The sequence below is a fragment of the Vibrio sp. QJM3NY_21 genome, assembly GCF_057785975.1.
Genome location: NZ_CM173514.1, coordinates 1,705,842 through 1,720,094 on the forward strand (window position 1 = coordinate 1,705,842; position 14,253 = coordinate 1,720,094).

At 43.8% G+C, this 14,253-nt stretch carries 13 protein-coding genes; 7 read left to right on the forward strand and 6 right to left on the reverse strand.

What is annotated here, in order from left to right:
• The first annotated feature begins 120 nt into the window (after positions 1–120).
• Complete coding sequence (gene add / locus AC3CID_RS22935; protein WP_054545970.1) at positions 121–1,119, forward strand: adenosine deaminase; 999 nt, start codon at positions 121–123, stop codon at positions 1,117–1,119.
• Between the two features lie 167 nt (positions 1,120–1,286).
• Positions 1,287–1,871, forward strand: a complete 585-nt coding sequence (locus tag AC3CID_RS22940) for a sugar O-acetyltransferase (protein ID WP_372243353.1) — start codon at positions 1,287–1,289, stop codon at positions 1,869–1,871.
• A 37-nt stretch (positions 1,872–1,908) separates the two neighbouring features.
• Here the strand turns inward: AC3CID_RS22940 and AC3CID_RS22945 are convergent, their stop codons facing one another.
• On the reverse strand, positions 1,909–2,865 hold the full coding sequence (locus AC3CID_RS22945) for a helix-turn-helix transcriptional regulator (protein ID WP_488527553.1): 957 nt from the start codon (positions 2,863–2,865) through the stop codon (positions 1,909–1,911).
• Between the two features lie 239 nt (positions 2,866–3,104).
• On the opposite strand from AC3CID_RS22945, the gene AC3CID_RS22950 reads away from it, so the two are divergent.
• Positions 3,105–4,349, forward strand: coding sequence for a membrane dipeptidase (locus tag AC3CID_RS22950; RefSeq protein WP_488527554.1), 1,245 nt, complete (start codon positions 3,105–3,107; stop codon positions 4,347–4,349).
• 283 nt (positions 4,350–4,632) lie between these two features.
• Entirely contained in the window at positions 4,633–5,346 is a 714-nt protein-coding gene (locus AC3CID_RS22955; RefSeq protein ID WP_065206599.1) for a GntR family transcriptional regulator, read from the forward strand.
• Positions 5,347–5,375: 29 nt separating this feature from the next.
• Here the strand turns inward: AC3CID_RS22955 and AC3CID_RS22960 are convergent, their stop codons facing one another.
• Complete coding sequence (locus tag AC3CID_RS22960) at positions 5,376–6,575, reverse strand: enolase C-terminal domain-like protein (protein ID WP_076679333.1); 1,200 nt, start codon at positions 6,573–6,575, stop codon at positions 5,376–5,378.
• 260 nt (positions 6,576–6,835) lie between these two features.
• On the opposite strand from AC3CID_RS22960, the gene AC3CID_RS22965 reads away from it, so the two are divergent.
• From AC3CID_RS22965 to AC3CID_RS22975, 3 genes are all read left to right on the forward strand, one after another.
• Complete coding sequence (locus AC3CID_RS22965; RefSeq protein ID WP_488527555.1) at positions 6,836–8,269, forward strand: PTS transporter subunit EIIC; 1,434 nt, start codon at positions 6,836–6,838, stop codon at positions 8,267–8,269.
• Positions 8,270–8,376: 107 nt separating this feature from the next.
• On the forward strand, positions 8,377–9,345 hold the full coding sequence (locus tag AC3CID_RS22970) for a sugar kinase (RefSeq protein WP_488527556.1): 969 nt from the start codon (positions 8,377–8,379) through the stop codon (positions 9,343–9,345).
• Positions 9,346–9,348: 3 nt separating this feature from the next.
• Entirely contained in the window at positions 9,349–9,978 is a 630-nt protein-coding gene (locus AC3CID_RS22975) for a bifunctional 4-hydroxy-2-oxoglutarate aldolase/2-dehydro-3-deoxy-phosphogluconate aldolase (RefSeq protein WP_488527557.1), read from the forward strand.
• A gap of 95 nt (positions 9,979–10,073) precedes the next feature.
• On the opposite strand, the gene AC3CID_RS22980 is transcribed toward AC3CID_RS22975, so the two are convergent.
• The 4 genes from AC3CID_RS22980 to AC3CID_RS22995 all read right to left on the reverse strand — a co-directional run bounded on the left by AC3CID_RS22980 (position 10,074) and on the right by AC3CID_RS22995 (position 14,251).
• Complete coding sequence (locus tag AC3CID_RS22980; protein ID WP_479281970.1) at positions 10,074–11,225, reverse strand: M20 aminoacylase family protein; 1,152 nt, start codon at positions 11,223–11,225, stop codon at positions 10,074–10,076.
• A gap of 24 nt (positions 11,226–11,249) precedes the next feature.
• Positions 11,250–12,212 (reverse strand): DMT family transporter, encoded by a 963-nt coding sequence (locus tag AC3CID_RS22985; protein WP_171327679.1) that lies wholly within the window; start codon positions 12,210–12,212, stop codon positions 11,250–11,252.
• A 3-nt stretch (positions 12,213–12,215) separates the two neighbouring features.
• Positions 12,216–13,211: a DMT family transporter gene (locus AC3CID_RS22990; protein WP_114634486.1), complete on the reverse strand. Its 996-nt coding sequence runs from the start codon at positions 13,209–13,211 to the stop codon at positions 12,216–12,218.
• An 80-nt stretch (positions 13,212–13,291) separates the two neighbouring features.
• The gene (locus AC3CID_RS22995; protein WP_488527558.1) at positions 13,292–14,251 is read right to left on the reverse strand and encodes a DMT family transporter; all 960 of its coding nucleotides are present in this window, start codon (positions 14,249–14,251) and stop codon (positions 13,292–13,294) included.
• Positions 14,252–14,253 lie beyond the last annotated feature (2 nt).

Sequence of the window (14,253 nt, forward strand, 5' to 3'; positions counted from 1 at the left end):
GATATTCCCTAAATTCAGGTTAATGATGATTAATTGTCACTTTAAATCATATCATTGTCTTGGTAAATTTAGCGCATGTGAGTTAACACGCTCAAATAATAATAGAATTAAGGAATACTCATGGATTTTCTAGCACTACCAAAGATTGATTTACACTGCCACCTAGACGGAAGTGTTCGTCCAGATACGATTATTGACCTAGCAAAACAATACAATATCGAACTACCTGAAGATCGCGATGCGGTTGTTCAATCTCTAACGGTGCCAGAAGATTGTAAAAACTTAGATGAGTACCTGGCTTGTTTCAGCCTGCCATTACAAGTAATGCAGACTGAAGAAGCGATTGAACGTATCTCTTTCGAGCTTTACGAAGACGCTGCACTAGAAAACGTTAAGTACCTAGAAGTTCGCTTTGCACCAATCCTGCACGTAAACAAAGGTCTGTCTCTTGATGCAATAATCGCTAGTGCAGTTAAAGGCATGAAGCGTGCTGAAGAGAAATACGACATCAAAGGCAACTACATCATGTCTGTGCTTCGTATGTTCCCTAAAGACTCTATCAAAGACGTGATCGATGCAGGTCAACCTTACCTAGGTAAAGGTGTTGTAGCATTTGATATCGCTGGCGGTGAAAAGCCAGGCTTCTGCGCTGAATTCCCTGAGTACACACAGTACGCTCTTGAAAAAGGCTACCGCATTACCGTGCACGCTGGTGAGCAATGGCATGGTCAAAACGTTTACGATGCAGTTACTTTGCTAGACGCTGAGCGTATCGGCCACGGTGTTCACATCCAAGGCAACGAGGACGCATACAACATCGTTAAAGAGAAGCAAGTTGCGCTTGAAACTTGCCCAACAAGTAACGTGCAAACTAAATGTATTCACAAATTCAGCGACCACCCAATTGCTGAATTCAAGAAAGACGGCATCGTTGTTACGATCAACACAGACAACCGTACTGTGTCGAACACAACCATGACTAACGAAGTGAAGCGTGTGTGTGAAACATTCGGCCTAACTAAAGAAGACTACGCAGAGATCTACAAATACTCTGTAGACAGCGCTTTTGCTTCAGACGAAGTGAAACAGCACCTAATGGGTTTCGTTGAGCAAATCTAATTTGGCAAAGCGCGCCTTTTGCTGAATAGCTGGGCTCACTTAGCATTAGTGCTTAAAGCACAAAATAGGAAGAGAAAGGCTGAGGCTTTTCTCTTTTTTTATGTCCAAAAATCGCTAATCTTGCAGTATTAGTCATTTAGACCGAGACTCTCGGAAAGTGGGCAAGCATGAGTAATACAAGCGATAAAACTGAACTGGAAAAGATGCTATCTGGGCAAGTGTATGATGGTGCAGACCAAGAAATTGATACCATGCGTTCCAATGCAAAAAAGGCGCTAATGGCTTTCAACAACCACCAAACCCCAGATCAACAACACACATTGCAAGAGCAGCTATTCGGTAAGGTTGGTAGTAGCAGCTTAATCCAGCCCCCTTTTCATTGTGAGTTTGGTAAAACCATTGAGATTGGTGACGACACCTTCATCAACATGAACGTGGTGATATTGGATGGTGCGAATATCAAGATCGGTAACAATGTTTTAATTGGACCAAGTGCCCAATTCTATACGCCATCACACTCCCTTGATTATCGTAGCCGCCGTAAATGGGAAACCTTCTGTTTACCAATAACAATCGAAGATGATGTGTGGATTGGCGGTAACTCAGTGATCAACCAAGGCGTGACGATTGGGGCTCGTTCAGTCATCGCAGCTAACTCTGTGGTCAACAGCGATGTACCACCAGACTGCTTATACGGTGGTACGCCAGCCAAGTTGATTCGACACTTGAATACTGAGCAACAGAGCGACTAATTCAGCAACAATCTAAATCTAAGAAAGGCCATGTTTATCACTCAACATGGCCTTTCTTCCATTGATAAGGTGTAATCCCATTGACTCGCTTAAATGCTCTTATAAACTGCGATGAATCGGCATAACCTAAGTGAAGTGCGACATCAGAAATAGTATAGGTTTGCTGAGAAATAACCCGCTTAGCGAAATCAAACGCGAGCGTCTCTTTTATCTCTTTGAAGGTTGTATTTTCTTTATTCAACGCTCTTTGAATAGTACGCTTTCCAATCCCGATCAAATCGCAAAATGTATCTAAGTCGATATCGACTCGACCAATATATGGCGACAAAGCCTCAGTGACATTGCGAGCATCGGCCATGGGTTTCACTTTGGTTTCCAGCAAATGTTCCACTTCTAACCGATCGTATTGAATACGCGTACTCTCTTGCCCAAGGTATTGAGGTGTCTCAGTTTGGATTTTTAACTCGCTTAATGCCTGCGACTTCGTTGTCACTAAATCATATCGAATTGGGTTACCGAGCTCAGCATATTGCGCCTTCAAATAAGCGTGAGTATAAGCGATAAGAAACAACTCAGATTCAACGCGACTAACTGACTGCATTGACGTCTTAAACGAGACCGAAAACTCTGCCCCACTTTGTTCCACAGATAGCCTTTCAATGGGGAAAAAATCAAGGAAATCTTGCATCGAAAGAGCAGGAAATCGAAGTTCTTTAGCTGCTCGACTTGCACTCTCTAACAGCACAGCAATGAAGTCATTCGGGCTTAGGTTAGCCCTGATATGGTGTAAGAAGAGGGAAAAAACGTTATACGGAACATAGCTAGCCGATGACGTATCCATACTGAATGGAAGTTTCACTTCTAACGCCAGATCTGCAACCAATGAGCGGCCGAGAGCAAGCGAGTTATCTTCTTGCAAACACTGTTGAAAGTGGTTCACCACACGCTTATCAATCAGAGGAATATCAAGCCCCATCACTCTATCCTTTTCCATATTAACTAGTGACGCAAAATGCACATTTTCATTTCAGAGCTTAGCTACAATTATCTCAAGTTAACAAGGTTCACTTACAGTTTTCACTAATAAAGTGAACCACATAGCCAACAAGAGCAGCTTTGATTGCAAAGTATGACAGGGTTATCAATTTTAAATAATCCCGAGATACCGTCAGGGTCTACTATTAAATATAGATATTGAATAAATGGACTTAAACCAATAATTGAGAGGTTTTCATGTTTAAAAAGATCACGTTAGTAGCAGCGAGTATAGCAATGAGTTTTGGTGTTGCTAACGCCAGTGTTGAAAGCAAAACTTGGCCAGCATCAGACAAAGCCAAAACATTCGTTCAAGACACGATCGTCATTGGTATGCTCGCGAGCCCATATGGAGCGGGCTGGAGTGACGACCAACAATTATTGGATTACTTCCAAGGTGCACGTGACGCGGGTATTACAGGGCATGAATACACCATTACTGCTGCCGACCACAACTTTGATGACTTCTTGTTCCACCATCACAAGCATCGTTCTGTGATGGCAAAACAACCTGATAAGTTCATCGTTGCCCACTCTAATCACGATATTGAAAAAGCCCATACAGAAAGAAAGACTGCCGTTCTATGGAATAGCCAAACTGCGACAATTTTGGAAGAAGATGTCACCAAGATGGCGATCCTTAAAGACATGGGTCTCAAAAGCATGATCTTGTCTTATAACGACATTTTCAGAACAGGTTCGGGACAACTGGCTGCATATAATGGCAGAGACATCGGCTTAACATCTTGGGGAGAGTCTGTTATCGATTCGATGGTCGAGTATCAGGTGATTCTAGATCTCAGCCACACAGGCTCAAAAACGGCTAACGATGCCATGAGTTATATGGAAGAAAACTACCCTGATGTGCCATTTGTATACACCCACTCTGTGCCTGCCGGTTTATACAAAAACGAAGCGAATGCGACACCAAAAGGCTGTTACCGCGCCATTCCTGATGATGAAGCAATACGCGCAGCCAAATCAGGAGGCTACGTTGCCCCAACTTTCACTGAATGGATGATGGACGGCGTTTGGCCTGAAGATATCTCTCCAGTTCAAGCTGCCGATATGATCGACTACTACGTAAAATTGGTCGGCGTTGACCACGTAGGAATCGCTACCGATGACATGTTCTCAACTGACATGGTAGTGGATTTCGCAACCAAGAACGCGAAAATGTACGACGATGGTGGTTACATGATCGAGGCGTTCAACAAAGGCGCGACGGGCAATGGTGAATTGGCGAAGATCCTTGCAGCCATCACCGATGAACTGTGGAAACGTGGCTACAGCAATGATGATCTTGCGAAGATCTACGGCGGTAACAAGATGAGAGTTTACGCTCAAGTTTCTGAAGGCGCAGACCCTGACACGTTCCAAAAAGAGTATGCAAAGCGCCTAAAAGCACTCACGAAATTGAGAAATGAGAACTTGGCTATGTAGCTCGCAACTAACAAAGCTCAAGCATTCGAAGCACGTCCTATTGGGCGTGCTTTTTTATTTAACATCTTGTAGACAACATCCTCATTCAGCCGCTATATATCAAAGAAAGAGAATGAAGTCACACACCCAGAAGTAATACTCGAATTCGCCCTCCAAAACACCCTATATCCCATCATCTAATAGGCCTTCTATGTTAGAATTAACGGCTGGTTCGGAATGCGCTGAGTATCTGATTTAGTTAACTATAATTTAATCACCATGAGTGCTTTTTTAAGTTTTTAGAATGAAAAAATATGAATTAGTTGTCCAAGATATTGTGAGCAAGATCTGTCAAAACAGTATCAATCATAAGCTTCCTGCAGAAAGGGAACTCTCTGAAATATATGGCTTATCTCGATTTACTATTCGAAAAGCGCTAGCCAAACTAGAAGCGATTGGCATGGTGACATCTAAGGTGGGCTCAGGGTACTTTGTTAATACATCTTTGGTTGGAACCCCTCTAGTTTATAACTCGATTACTGAAAACAGCTTTGAAGAAATATCTTATAAAAAGATTCAATTAAATAAAGCGTTACCAAACAACCACGAACAACAAATATTTTCTCTACGTGACGATGAATATATTTGGAAGATCAAACGTCTTAGGTTAATTAATAATAAAGTCGTTCAAATTGAAGAAACAAAAATACCTGTCAGTATCTTTCATGAAATGAACACAGACATCATCGAGAGTTCGCTTCAAAAACACGCACTCGCTCAAGGCTTAGAGATCGACAGTTACCTAACGACTTATCAAGCCATCAACGTATCCAAAGATGATGCCGATTTACTGGGCTGTAAGAAGAATGTCGCGGCAATGAACATCACCAACCGTGGCTTCCTTACCTCTGGCGAATTGTTCATCGTCAGTGACATTATCGACATTAACTATCAATGCACTTATCACACGCCTTTTAACAACGAGAGCATGAATTTCAGAGATAAAAATAGCCGCTAGTGCGGCTAAATTTTAATTGAAATAACAAACTATGGCGTATGAATTGAGCCATCTGGTAGTCGACTTTGAGTCCACTCATGAGGGCGGTACATCACAGGAAACTCGGCTGCAACCTCTCGATCCATCTCTACACCAATACCTGCGATTTCAGAAGCGTATAAGTAGCCATTAATTGGCTCAGCAGCGTTCGGGAATACCTTATGTGTATTCTCGTTGTATTCAACATGCTCTTGAATTGCCGCATTGTGCAAATGTACATTCAAATGCGTATTTACCGCAGCGCCAATTGGCGTCATGTCTGGCGGACAGTGCCATGCAATACGAACACCAAAGTTCTGACATAAATGTCCGAGTTTAAGCGCAGGTGTAATGCCACCAATTTGTGAAACATGGCAACGAATAAAATCAATACGGCGGTTGGCAATCAAAGACTTCCACTCTTCAGGGTTGTTAAACAACTCCCCTAAACCCAATGAAACCGAGCTTTGGCTACGAATGTTATCCAACCATTCAGTTTGGTTTGGCGGAAGAATATCTTCAATGAAGTAAGGCTTATATTGCTCGACTTCTTTGGCAAATTGTATCGCTTGATTTGGGAAAAGGCGCTCATGAACATCGTGAAGAATATGGAATTGGTTACCGTATTTTTCTCTAAGCGACTTAAACATTGTCAGTGTATTGTCCATGTACTGATCTTGGTCGTAGTACGAGCCTTCAGTCGGATTTTGAGTGGTATGTAAATCGGTTGGAACACCACCATAGAAACCAAGCTGACAGCGAATATGCTTGTAACCTTTGTCTAGGAAAGATTCCACCAACTCATAAATACCTTCCATTGTGTCGCTAGTTGCGTGTGTGTATACAGGAATAGCATCACGAGACTTACCACCAAATAATTGATGTAACGGCATACCCGCTAATTTGGCTTTAATATCCCACAGCGCCATATCAACACCGGAAATTGCATTATTGATAACAGGGCCATTTCGCCAATAAGCATTGACCATCATCATTTGCCATAAGTCTTCAATATTATTGGCATTTTTACCAACTAGAAGAGGTTTTAGATACTCATCGACCATTGTTTTTACAGCAAGCGGTCGTTGTTGGAAGGTCGCGCAACCAAAGCCTGTCACACCTTCATTGGTTTCAACAACAACCGTGATAAGGTTATGCCTATCTGGCTTAGTAATAATACAATGGATATCGGATATAATAGTTTCTTTCACAATTAAATAACCTAAACTAACTTCAACTCTTATTATCTAACCGTGTTAAAAAGCACATTTCAAGCGTTAAATTTCATGAAAAATAATTGGTACGTTTAGTGTTTTTATTTGATAAACAAAACATACCAATTGGCCCAAAACGGTCGAAAATAATTTATTCGAATTTTAAGTGTGATTGAAGTCTCTTTTTATCCCATTGGCTTTAAATAAGTTATCGATATGATTACTGGAGTTAAATATATCCCAGTAACAGGTGTAGTATGCAAATTGTTGAAAATAATGATGCTGTTATGAATAACTCTAAGTCATCGTCTAAAAAGAAAAATTTCAAAGAAAATCTACAGTTATTAGTCACTGCACTTGGTGGTGAAGATAATATTGTGAGTCTCACGCACTGTATGACAAGACTAAGATTCAAATTGGCAGAAGAGTCTCTGGTAGACGAAGAGGCTATCAAGCTGATCGCTGATGTGAAAGGTGTGGTACTTCAACAAGGCCAAACTCAAGTTATCATTGGAGTTGAGGTCGAGAAGTGGTTCAACGCGCTATCAAACACTCAACAAGCTGACGCTAATCCTGCTGATGAGCTAGAGAAAGGCAAGCTGTTCCAGGGCGTGATGCGCATTGTCGCAGGCATCTTTGGCCCTGTCGTGCCTGCAATTGCTGGCGCTGGTATGTTGATGGGCCTGTTGTCTGGTCTTATTGCGACCAATGTTATCTCTGAAACCTCAGACACAGTTTATTTCTTCCGCTCAATCTCTGTTGCTGTGTTCTTCTTCTTACCTATGCTGGTTTCTTTCTCTGCAGCTAAAGTATTCAAAGTAAACGAATACATTGCGCTTGCTGTTTCCTCCGCAATGTTAGCACCCAAGCTAGTAGATAAAGCGGCGATGCTGAAAGATGCTGGCGCTGCTCCGGAGCTGACGGTTCTTGGCGTGGTTCCGATTGAACTGCTCAACTACGGCGGCGCAATTGTTCCTGCGATTCTCGCAATCTGGTTATTGTCTAAAGTGACTCCGTTAGTTGACCGTCTAGTTCCTTCTTCTGCGAAGCCTGTATTTACACCACTGCTTGCCTTTACGGTAACTTCGACCATCACGCTATCATTTGTTGGCCCTGCTGGTATCTGGCTAAGTAACGGCGCGGGTTGGGTAATGAGCTCGCTACTGGAGATCTCTCCGACATTAACGGGCTTTGTGTTTGGTCTAACTCGCCCGATTACCATCGTATTTGGTATTCACCACAGCATGACCCCGATTAGCCTGAACAACTTTGCTCTGTATGGTAAGGATTTACTAATGCCGATCATGTGTTTAGGTAACATGGCAATTGCTGGCGCGACAATGGCTATCTGGCATAAGCAACGTAAAACAGTTTCTAAAGAGCAATCTTCAATCACGATGGGCTCAAGTGTTACCGCTATCTTAGGCATCACGGAGCCGGCTCTATTTGGTGTCCTAACGAAATACACCAAAGCGATGATGACCGCGAGTTTGGCTGCAGGTGTGTTCGGTGCAATCTCGGTAACAATCGATACGCACTTAACGAGCTACATTCTTTCTTCTGTATTCAGCTTGCCAGCTTACCTTGCAGCCGGCACACAGAACTTTATCCAAGCGATTATGGGTGTGGTTGGTGTGTTTGTACTGTCTTACGTACTAACACTGTTGTTCGTAAAGCTAGACAACAAATAACACTTCCTCCCAACCTATTGGGAACAGAATCAACGTGGCTACCTTCCTTGTAGCCACGTTCCATCATTTATAGCTAGCAATACCCATTCTTCTGTAAGGGCACACTTATGAGCCACATTGCGATTATCGGCGAGTGCATGATTGAACTGAACGGCGCTCCATTCGGTACCATGCAACAAACCTATGGTGGAGATACGCTCAACGCTGCTGTGTATTTGAACCGAAGTACCACCAGCCATTCCAGTTCGACAAATACTCCTAGAATTCGTACCAGTTACGTCACGGCTCTTGGAGCAGATTCCATTAGCCAAGAGATGCTTAAGCGTTGGCAAGATGAAGGGTTATCAACCGATTTAGTGCTTATCGACGAACAGCGCTCGCCAGGCCTGTATCTGATTCAATTAGACGACGTTGGCGAACGCACATTCTTGTATTGGCGTAATGACTCTGCTGCTCGTTACATGGTGCAGCACCCAGATTTCGATAAGATAACAGCCCAACTTTGCGATGTTGATATGGTGTTTTTGAGCGGGATATCTCTGGCGATCTTGCCTCATGGCGATCAGCTAAAGTTACTCACTATCATCCAAGGTCTACGTGAACGTGGTGTGGCCATCGCCTTTGATAGTAACTACCGACCAAAGTTGTGGGACTCACAAGACGCAACCAAAGAAGCTTATCAGCTTGCCTATCAAGCGACAGATATCGCCTTGGTTACCTTTGATGACGAACAACTATTGTGGGGCGATACAACGCCGCAAGACACCATAAGAAGGCTGCATTCACTCGGCGTCAAAACCGTTGTTGTGAAGCTTGGTGCTGAAGGCTGCTTGATCAGCGAAAACCCCGAAAATGAGCCAGTAAAAATCACAACGACACCTGTCGAGACTGTGGTTGATAGCACCTCTGCTGGCGACTCTTTTAACGGCGGTTTCTTATCTTGCTATCTCGCTGGAGGTTCTGTTTCAGAAGCCTGTCAACAAGGTAATGCACTCGCAAGACTAGTGATTCAGCACCACGGTGCAATTATTCCAAAAGTCATCACCGATACTCTTTCAAACCCTATTAAGAAGTAAACCATGCCTACAATTAACGAACAGCTAAAAGCACTTAAAGTTATCCCTGTTATCGCGATTGATAACGCAGAGGATATTATCCCTCTAGGCAAAGTATTGGCTGAGAATGGCCTTCCAGCTGCTGAGATTACGTTCCGTTCAGACGCCGCTGTTGAAGCTATCCGACTGCTTCGCGAAGCTCAGCCTAACATGCTGATCGGCGCGGGCACCATCTTGAACCGTGAGCAAGCACTCGCAGCCAAAGAAGCGGGCGCAACGTTTGTGGTATCACCGGGATTCAATACAAACACGGTTAAAGCATGCCAAGAAATCGGCATCGATATCATTCCTGGAGTGAACAATCCAAGCACCGTTGAAGCGGCATTAGAGATGGGCTTAACAACCTTGAAGTTCTTCCCAGCAGAAGCTTCTGGCGGTATCAGTATGGTGAAATCGTTAGTCGGACCTTATGGCGACATAAGACTCATGCCTACAGGCGGTATCACGCCATCAAACATTGGCAACTACCTAGCCGTTCCTCAGGTATTGGCATGTGGTGGCACCTGGATGGTGGATAAGAAGCTCGTCGAAAACAAAGAGTGGGATGAGATTGCACGCCTAACAAGAGAGATTGTTGAGCAGGTGAATCGCTAAGTAGTTAAGTAGTTAGTCTAAACTGTTCGCAGATTTGGAAATGCGTTACATACAAAAAGAGCGAGAGGCTTGCCTCTCGCTCTTTTTTCATCTATCTATTGTGACAATTGTTGCTCTACAAGCGTCTTCCAGAACCCAACGCCATGTTCCAGAATATTGTCGTTGAAATCGTAGTGTGGGTTATGAAGCGCAGTGCCTCCACATTCACCAACACCATTCCCAACTAGCACATAGCACCCTTTTACTTCGCGTAACATGAACGAGAAATCCTCACTGATGGTGAAACGTTCACAAACTCCATTCACATTCTCTTCACCAACAACCGCTTGTGCTGCTTTGATTGCGTGAGCAGTCTCTTCCGGCGTGTTGATTGTTGATAGAAAGCTATTGTTAAAATGATATTGATAATCAACGCCTGCTGACATGCACTGACCCGCAACGACACGCTCGATCGCTTTCTCAATCTTGTGTAACGCTTGATCCGTGAAGCTACGAGTATCACCTGAAATGGTCACTTGCGAAGGAATCACATTAACTGTGCCGTTGGTAACAAAATTAGTCACTGAGATAACCGCCGTCTCATCAATTGCACTCAAATTACGTGAAACAATGGTTTGTAAGGCGGTCACAACCTGAGCTCCAACTACAATCGGGTCGGTTCCCATGTGTGGCATAGCAGCATGACCACCCGTAGCCTTGATAACAATTTCAAAGCTACTTTCACTCGCCATTAATGAATTGGGGCGAGTCACAAACTTACCTTCAGGAATACCCGGTAGGTTATGCATTGCGTAAATCGCATCCATATTCCAACGAGTAAACAGGCCGTCTTCGATCATCGCTTTGGCGCCTGTACCACGCTCTTCATCGGGTTGGAAAATGAAGTAAACGGTGCCATCAAATTGCTTGCTGTTTGCTAGCTCTTGCGCGGCACCCAACAACATAGCTGTATGCCCGTCATGACCACAAGCATGCATCGCGCCATCATGTTTAGAAACATGACAAAACGTATTCTCTTCATGAATACGCAGGGCATCCATGTCAGCACGCAACCCAATCGAGCGACCGCTTGTACCATTTTTTAAAATCCCCAGAACACCGGTTCCACCAATACCACGGTGAACTTCAATGCCGAACTCTTCGAGTTTATTCGCAACAAATTCAGAGGTTTTGAACTCTTCAGTACCAAATTCAGGGTACTGATGTAGATGGCGACGCCATTCTGTGACAGTGGCAGTGTTAGTCATGGAAACTCCAATAAATACTTAAAATTAATTTGTTGAAACTGTTTTGGATGTCATTTCGCGAGATTTGTTGGAGGTTGCAAATAGCATCATAGCAACGATGATTAAGCCAACCGCCATCGCCCTCAAGGGGGTGATAGGCTCTCCGAACACCAAAACAGCAATGAAAAATGCTGACATAGGGATGAGGTTTAAAGCCATGCTGCTGCCTTCAACTCCCACACGTTCTATGCCGTAGATATATGCGATATAGCCCAGACCTGATACAAAACCTCCTAGCACCATAATGCATAGAAGTGACCAAGAAGGGCGCATCACCAGTAGCAGGCTGGGTACATCTATACCTGACACCAATAAATAAATGAAAAAACCAACAGCTGCGAAACCAAACTGATAATGCATGGTGCGAGTTGCACCGTATTTTTCTGCCAGATGAGCCCGTAAGTGGGTGACAGATGCAAAGCTCAACACACTCAATAAGCAAATCAGATGGCCAATGTTCACTCCGCTATCTTCCGAAGTAAACGGCGGAGCAAGAACCAATATGCTCACTCCAATCAAAGCAATCCCACTTGAGGCAATTTGCATACGCGTAAAGCGTGCACCATAGAAAACTTGCCCAATAGCCAAGATTGCAATCGGTACAAGACCTTGAATGACTCCGTTTTCCGATAGCGAAATATAATCGAGTGATAGAAATGACAAGAAGCTAAATAAACCTTGGCCTACTACACCACACACTAATAACTTAAATAAATCGCTTCGATTAGCCCAACTGAACGACAGTTTCGGTTTAGTTTGAGTATTGGCTTGACGTATTGCGCCAAAAATCAGGACTAAAGATAAAACCGAGAATGCCATCATGTAGCGCAGCCACACTAACAATCGCGCATCAATGGTTTGCAGTGGCAAGGTAGCTAAAGCAGCCTCAGAGCCCCATAGCAAACCAACGCTAATTGCTGCAATCCAACCTTTAGTCACTGATTTCATCACTTAGCTCACTTCTGGCGTTGCTTTCTTATCGCAAGCTAAGTTTTCTGCTGTCTGTTCTTCTTGCTTCGTTTCAAACTTAGTGAACACGTAAAGTGCTACGACAATCAATGAAACGACAATGGTTTTCCCCATGGCCATCTGCTCACCAAGTGTCACAACTGCCACTAAGTAGCCAACCAAAGGCATGAGATTTAATGCCATCGTTGCCTTTTCTACACCGATACGCTTGAAAGAATACAATTGAATCAAGTAGCTACCACCAGAAATGCCTGTACCTAAGAAAATAAGCAGTGCAATCAACAGCGGGCTAGAGAAAATAATGTAAATCTGAGACAAGTCCAAGCCCATGGTCAACACAACGATAATGCCCATCACAGCAACCGAAATGTATTGGTAAAGCATGGAAACCACTGAGCCGTACTTGTCCGCTAAGCTAGCACGTAAATGTGCCGTCCACGCTAAAGCCAGCATCGAACATGTCACGTAAACATAACCCAGCAGCGGAGTACCGCCTTCAATGGTGTTTGTTGGCCCGACACTCATTGCGTAAATACAAACTGCAGATGCGATGAAAGCGCCCCACTGAATCTTGTTCATACGGAAGTTCATAAACATCATGCCAAAGAAAACCGTCGCGAACGGCTGCATACCTTGGATAACACCGTTTTCAGTCGCACCAATATGAGAAAGAGAAAGGAAATTAAAAAGTGAGAAAACCCCTTGTCCCACGATGCCACAAAGCGCAATACGTCCAATATCTTTGGTATCGATCTTTAATGAAGAACCTAAGTCTGCACTTAAGTTTTTGCTACGTGATGTAAAAAAGAAAATGATTGATAGGCCAATTACCGCGGTAACGTAGCGGAAAAATACCAATGTCATCGGATCAACAGCCATAGAAAGCGGCTTAGAGACCACCCCTGTTACGCCCCAGATACAGGCAACAGCAATGGCTGCAGTCCATCCTAAAAATGTGTCTCTGTTTGTTGTGTTCATCTTTCTATCTTCCATAATTTTTCGATAATGGCGGTGCGGCACACCGCCTTATTACTTGTAATTTGTATCGTGGTTGACGGTTAGTTAGCGTTTGTCGCCGTTTTCATCTGAGGCGCTTTCTTCGCCTTACCAAACTTCATGAACAGCATCATTGAGCCAATAACGACCGCAATCGCTAATAGTCGCATTGGCGTTACCGCTTCACCGAGAGCAAACACAGCCAAGACGAAAGAAGACAGAGGCATCAAGTTAAGTGCCATACCCGTTCCGTCTACGCCGACTCGTTCCATGGCATAGATGTAGATTAGGTAGCTGATACCTGAAATACCCACACCCAAAATTGCAATACAAGCCATACGAAGTGGAGAACTGAAAATACCGAGTGCTGAAGAGAAGTCCGCCCCCACAACCAGTAGATAAAGACCAAAACCGATTGCCGCAAAAATGAACTGGTGGTACATCGTCGCCACTGAGCCATATTTCTCAGCAAGTTTCGCACGAGCGTAAGCCATCGTAGAGAAACTCGCCGCGCTACCAAGACAGATCAAGTGACCAATGTTGAAACCACTGCCTTCAACAGATGGATCCATTACCAAGATAGCGACACCAGCGAACGCACCAACCGCCGCCAAAATTTGCATTGGAGTAAAACGTTCACCATGACGAAGGAAACCAACACACAAGATAATGATTGGAATAAGCCCTTGGATTACGCCGTTTTCTGAAGCAGTGATGTAGTCAAGAGACAGGAACGATAGAAAACTGAAAGCGCCTTGACCAATAATGCCGCAACATGCTGCCCAGAAAATGTCGTGTCGATTTGCCCAGTTAAGCTTAAAGTCGACTTTTTTCTGTGGTTTACCCATCGCATTGCTGACTTGGATAATCACAAATAAGGTAATGAAGGCTACGGTATAGCGAACCCATACCAAGACCTGTGCATCCATTACTTCTAGAATTGGTGTTCCAACGATCCAGGGAATACCCCATAGCAGGCCAATGAAAATGGCCGCGATCCAACCTTTTACTGTATTACTCATCT

What these genes read in the sequence shown, in the direction of transcription:
- add (WP_054545970.1), top strand. Translation starts at nt 121, where the DNA reads ATGGATTTTCTAGCACTACCAAAGATTGATTTACACTGCCACCTAGAC.
- AC3CID_RS22940 (WP_372243353.1), top strand. Translation starts at nt 1,287, where the DNA reads ATGAGTAATACAAGCGATAAAACTGAACTGGAAAAGATGCTATCTGGG.
- AC3CID_RS22945 (WP_488527553.1), bottom strand. Translation starts at nt 2,865, where the DNA reads ATGGAAAAGGATAGAGTGATGGGGCTTGATATTCCTCTGATTGATAAG.
- AC3CID_RS22950 (WP_488527554.1), top strand. Translation starts at nt 3,105, where the DNA reads ATGTTTAAAAAGATCACGTTAGTAGCAGCGAGTATAGCAATGAGTTTT.
- AC3CID_RS22955 (WP_065206599.1), top strand. Translation starts at nt 4,633, where the DNA reads ATGAAAAAATATGAATTAGTTGTCCAAGATATTGTGAGCAAGATCTGT.
- AC3CID_RS22965 (WP_488527555.1), top strand. Translation starts at nt 6,836, where the DNA reads ATGCAAATTGTTGAAAATAATGATGCTGTTATGAATAACTCTAAGTCA.
- AC3CID_RS22970 (WP_488527556.1), top strand. Translation starts at nt 8,377, where the DNA reads ATGAGCCACATTGCGATTATCGGCGAGTGCATGATTGAACTGAACGGC.
- AC3CID_RS22975 (WP_488527557.1), top strand. Translation starts at nt 9,349, where the DNA reads ATGCCTACAATTAACGAACAGCTAAAAGCACTTAAAGTTATCCCTGTT.
- AC3CID_RS22980 (WP_479281970.1), bottom strand. Translation starts at nt 11,225, where the DNA reads ATGACTAACACTGCCACTGTCACAGAATGGCGTCGCCATCTACATCAG.
- AC3CID_RS22985 (WP_171327679.1), bottom strand. Translation starts at nt 12,212, where the DNA reads ATGAAATCAGTGACTAAAGGTTGGATTGCAGCAATTAGCGTTGGTTTG.
- AC3CID_RS22990 (WP_114634486.1), bottom strand. Translation starts at nt 13,211, where the DNA reads ATGAACACAACAAACAGAGACACATTTTTAGGATGGACTGCAGCCATT.
- AC3CID_RS22995 (WP_488527558.1), bottom strand. Translation starts at nt 14,251, where the DNA reads ATGAGTAATACAGTAAAAGGTTGGATCGCGGCCATTTTCATTGGCCTG.